This window comes from Pseudomonas sp. 58 R 12 (assembly GCF_900005865.1).
In the GTDB taxonomy this organism is placed as follows: Bacteria; Pseudomonadota; Gammaproteobacteria; order Pseudomonadales; family Pseudomonadaceae; genus Aquipseudomonas; species Aquipseudomonas tritici.
In genome coordinates this window covers 1-4931 of the sequence record NZ_CVTP01000023.1, presented here as the reverse complement: position 1 = coordinate 4931, position 4931 = coordinate 1, and the positions used below count along the sequence as shown (strand labels likewise).

Annotated in this window: 1 protein-coding gene; it reads right to left on the bottom strand. The window is 63.1% G+C overall.

Annotation, left to right across the window (positions count from 1 at the left end; genetic code table 11):
* A partial coding sequence (locus tag BFP95_RS20865; RefSeq protein ID WP_139115322.1) for a non-ribosomal peptide synthetase occupies positions 1-4931 on the bottom strand: 4931 nt, incomplete at both ends.

Genomic DNA, 4931 nt, shown 5'->3' with positions numbered 1-4931 from the left:
CGCTCGGCGCCCAGGATATCGGCCCAGACAGCGGCGACCTGTTGCTCCAGTTCGGTGACGGGCTCGACCCACAGCTGCTGCGATTGGCTGGCATCGGGCTTTGGCAGCGCCTGGCGATCCAGTTTGCCATTCGGGTTCAGCGGCATGCGTTCAAGGAAAACCAGGTGCGCCGGCACCATGTAGTCCGGCAGTTGTTCACGCAGAGTCGACTTCAGGGCTTCGGCGTCGGTTTGCTCGCTGACCAGATAGGCCACCAACTGGTTGTCGGCAGCCAACACCAGGGTTTCACGTACGCCGTCCTGGGCCAGCAACAGCGCTTCGATTTCCCCCAGCTCGATACGAAAACCACGGATTTTCACCTGATGGTCGACCCGGCCGACGTACTCGATTACACCGTCAGCGCGGTAGCGCGCCAAGTCACCCGTGCGGTACAGGCGCTCACCGGTTTCGCCGAACGGGTCCGGTACAAAACGCTCGGCCGTCAGCAACGCCCGGTTCAGATAGGCACGCGCCAAGCCGCAGCTGCTGCCGATGTACAACTCGCCCACGGCGCCCAGCGGCGCCAGGTTCAAGTCACGATCCAGCACATACAACGCCCGCCCTGGCAGTGAACGGCCAATCGGGCTGGCGGTGGCGCCGATCAGTTCGGTGCCTGATGTGCAGTCCAGCACGCTCGATACAACAGTGGCCTCCGTCGGGCCGTAGGTATTGAGCAAACGCACATGGCCAAGCCCGGCCTTGAGCCACTGCGCCGGGCCGTCCAGCGGCATGGCTTCGCCACCGATGTGGATCTGGCGAAGCGAACCGTAAGCACGCGGGCCAGCGGCCAGGCAGTCGAGCAGGAACAGGTTCCAGTAGGCGGTCGGCAAGTCGGCCAGGGTAATGCCCTGGGCGATGATTTCCTCGTACAGCCGCGCACTGTCCCACAGCTCGGGACCGCGCAGCACAACCGTGGCGCCATGGGTCAACGCCGGGTACAGCTGTTCAACAAAACCGTCGAAGTTCAGGGTAGCGAATTGAAGAACGCGGTCTTCCGAGGTCAACCGTGAATAGCCAGCAGCAATGCTGGAAAACTCAGTCAGCGCCGCATGGTTGATCGCCACGCCCTTGGGTTTGCCGGTGGAGCCGGAGGTGTAGATCACATAGGCCAGGTTCTGCGAAAAAACCGTTATCTGCGGATCGCTTTCAGGGCACAACGCCAGGTGCGCATCCGCCAGATCGACCGTCGCCATGCCTTCGGGCAATGGCATCGCCACATGAGACTGGGTCAGCACCAGGCGCACGCCGCTGTCTTCAAGCATATGCAACAGGCGTTCACGCGGGTATTGCGGGTCCAGCGGCACATAGGCGCCGCCGGCCTTGAGCACTGCCAATAGGCTGACCACCATGTCGAACGAACGCTCGACCGCCACGCCCACCAGCACTTCCGGGCCAATGCCCTGGCCGATCAGGTGATGCGCGAGGCGGTTGGCCTGGCGATTCAGTTCGGCGTAGCTGATGGACTGGTCGCCCAGACACAGGGCAATCGCGTCTGGGCGCTGCCGCACCTGGGCTTCGAACAAACGATGTACGCCCTGTTGAACAGGTGCCGCTGCGCCGCCAGCATTCCATTGGTGCAACAGGCGCTGCTGCTCAGCGCTGTCAAGCAACGCGAGTGCAGCAATCGGCTGCCGCGCATCGCTGGCCACGGCGGCCAACAGGTTCTGCCAATGCTGCGCCAAGCGCGCTACTGTCGCGGCTTCGAACAGGTCAGTGGCATAGCTCAACGAGGCCCACAGGCCTTCAGCGGACTCCTGGGTGTCCAGGCTCAGATCGAAATGCGCCGTGTGGCTGTCCCATTCCAACCCTTCCACGCGCAAGCCGGGCAACTGCTCGCCACGCGGCACGCGGGCCTCGGATTGATGGTTGAACATCACTTGGAACAGTGGGTTGAGGCTCAAGCTGCGTTCAGGTTGCAGCGCTTCCACCAGCTGCTCGAAAGGCAAGTCCTGATGGGCCTGGGCATCCAGGGCCCGGCGCTTGGCCTGCTGCAACAGTTGGGCAAAGGTCATTTGCCCGTCGATGTCGGCCTTGAGTACCTGGGTGTTGACGAAGAAGCCTATCAGACGCTCGGTTTCTACACGATTGCGGTTGGCGATCGGCACACCCACGCGGATATCCGACTGGCCGCTGTAGCGATGCAGCAAGGTCTGGAACGAGGCCAGCAACAGCATGAACAAGGTCACGCCTTCGCGCTGCGCCAGGGCTTTGAGGGCTGCGACGACGTCGGCCTCAAGACCGATATCCAGCCGCGCGCCACGGTAACTCTGAACAACCGGGCGTGGATGATCCAGCGGCAGCTCAAGTACTGGTTGCTCGCCGCCGAGCAGGTCGCGCCAGTACGTCATCTGGCGCTGCTTCTCGCCGGCCTCCATCCAGTCGCGCTGCCACACGGCGTAATCGGCGTATTGCAGCGTCATCAGCGGCAGTGACGCCGACTGGCCCTGGCTGAACGCGGCATACAGCTGCACCAGCTCATCGACCATCACCTGCATCGACCAACCATCGGACACAATATGGTGCTGGACCACTACCAGTACATGCTCCAGCTCGCTCAGCTGCAACAGCGTGACCCGCAGCAGCGGGCCTTGACGCAGGTCGAAGGGTTTGGCGATCTCGGCTTCCACCCGCGCCTGCAACTGCTCGGGTGAGGTGTCCTCAAGCCGGGCGTAATCCAGCAACAGCGCAGACTCCGGCAGGACACGCTGTACGGTGCGCTCGCCCTCGCTGACAAACACCGTGCGCAAGGTTTCATGACGCGCCAGCAAGGCGTCGAAACTGCGTTGCAACGCGGGGCGATCCAACTGCCCGCTCAGGCGCAATGCAGTGGGCACATGATAGGCCGCGCTGTCGGGCTCCAATTGCCAGAGGAACCACTGGCGCTCCTGGGCATACGACAGCGGTAACGCGCGGTCACGGGCCAGCGCGCGCATCGGCGGCGCCAGCGGCGTTGCGTCCAGGGCCTGCAAAGCCAGCACAAAACCTTCCAGCTGCGGCTGTTCAAACAGGGTGCGCAGCGCGACTTCCCGCTCCAGCAACTGGCGCAGGCGCGAAATCACCTGCATGGCCAGCAATGAATGCCCGCCCAGCTCGAAGAAGTGATCCGCCAGGCCAACACGTTCAACCCCCAGCACATCGGCCCAGATCGCGGCGACTTGCTGCTGCAACGCGGTCACCGGTTCAACCCACACCCCTTGGGATTGAGCCGCCTCCGGCGGCGGCAGGCCCTTGCGGTCCAGCTTGCCATTGGGGGTCAGTGGCATCTGCGCCAGGAACATGAAGTGCGCTGGCACCATGTAGTCCGGCAGGCGGGTTTTCAGGGCGCGGCGCAGGCTGTCGCGGAACTCGGCCTGGTCGGCCAGGGTGGCGTCTGCCGGAACCACATAGGCGACCAGTTGCTTACCGGTCGGGCCGTCTTGGGCGACTACAACGGTTTCACCGACGCTGTCCTGTTCACGCAGGCACGCTTCGATTTCACCCAGCTCGATACGGAAACCGCGAATTTTCACCTGATGGTCGACGCGACCAAGGTAATCCACCACGCCATCCGGACGGCCACGGGTCAAGTCGCCGCTGCGATACACGCGACTGCCAGGTTTGCCGAATGGATCCGGCACAAAACGTTCCGCGGTAAGTGCCGGACGCTCCAGGTACCCCCGGGCTACGCCCTCGCCGCCCAGGTACAACTCGCCCGCCACGCCAATGGGTTGCAGGTTGAGTTGCGAGTCCAGAACATAGCCGCTGCGATTGCCCAATAGTGTGCCGATTGGCGCGTAGACGGCGCCGCATGGGTCTCCTTTGCGGGCCTTCCACAGCAACGGCGTGACCACGGTTTCGGTGGGGCCATAGCCATTGAACAGGTAGGTTGGCTTGAGTGCGCGCCAGGCCAGGTCGTAACTGGCTTGGGCGACGGCATCACCGCCGAAGCAGTACACACGAACAGCCGGTGGGTTGCCGTCGCGTTCAGCGTGTTCGGCCAGCTGTTGCAGGTACACCGGCGGGAACACGGCCATGGTCACGTTATGGCGGTGCATTTGTTCGTAGGTGTATTCGGGCAGCCACAGGCTGTCGTCACGGATCAGCACGCTGGCACCGTTGATCAGTGGGTGCATCCAGCCTTCGTGAGAGCCGTCGAAAGCGAATGACATGAAGTGCAGTTCGCAGTCCGCCGGGCTGGTTTCGTAGCGCTCGCCGGTCGCGATAATGTGCGCCACCAATGGGCCGTGGGAGACCGCCACGCCCTTCGGCATGCCCGTGGAGCCGGAGGTGTAGATGACGTACGCCAGGTTGTCGCCGTCCAATTCGACGTGCGGTGCGGTATCGCTGTAATCGCTCCAGTCTTCGGTGCGATCAATCGCCAGGCTATCCAGGCCGTCGGGGATCGGCAGTTGCTGCAAGGCACGGGTGTGCGTCAGCAACAATTGCGCACGGCTGTCTTGCATCATGTACAGCAGGCGATCACGCGGGTATTCGATATCCAGCGGCACGTAGACACCACCGGCTTTCATCACCGCAAGAAACGCCACCATGCTCTCGGCACTGCGCGGCATGGCAATCGCCACGCGCACTTCGGGGCCGACGCCTCGGGCGATCAAGGCATGTGCGAGGCGGTTGGCCTGGCTGTCCAGCTGGCCATAGCTCAGGGTTTGCGCATCGAACTTCACCGCCACCGCATTGGGGTTTTCAGCCGCGCGGTCGGCGAACAGTTCATGGACCAGGCGCGTGGCCGGGAAGCCAGAGTCGGTGCGATCCCACAGTTGGAGAATGTGCTGTTGCTCGTCACGGTCCAGCAGGTTCAACTGACCAATGTTCTGTTGCTGATCGGCAACCATCGCCTGCAAGAGGTTCTGCCAATGCCGCGCCATGCGCTCAATGGTGGCAGCGTCGAACAG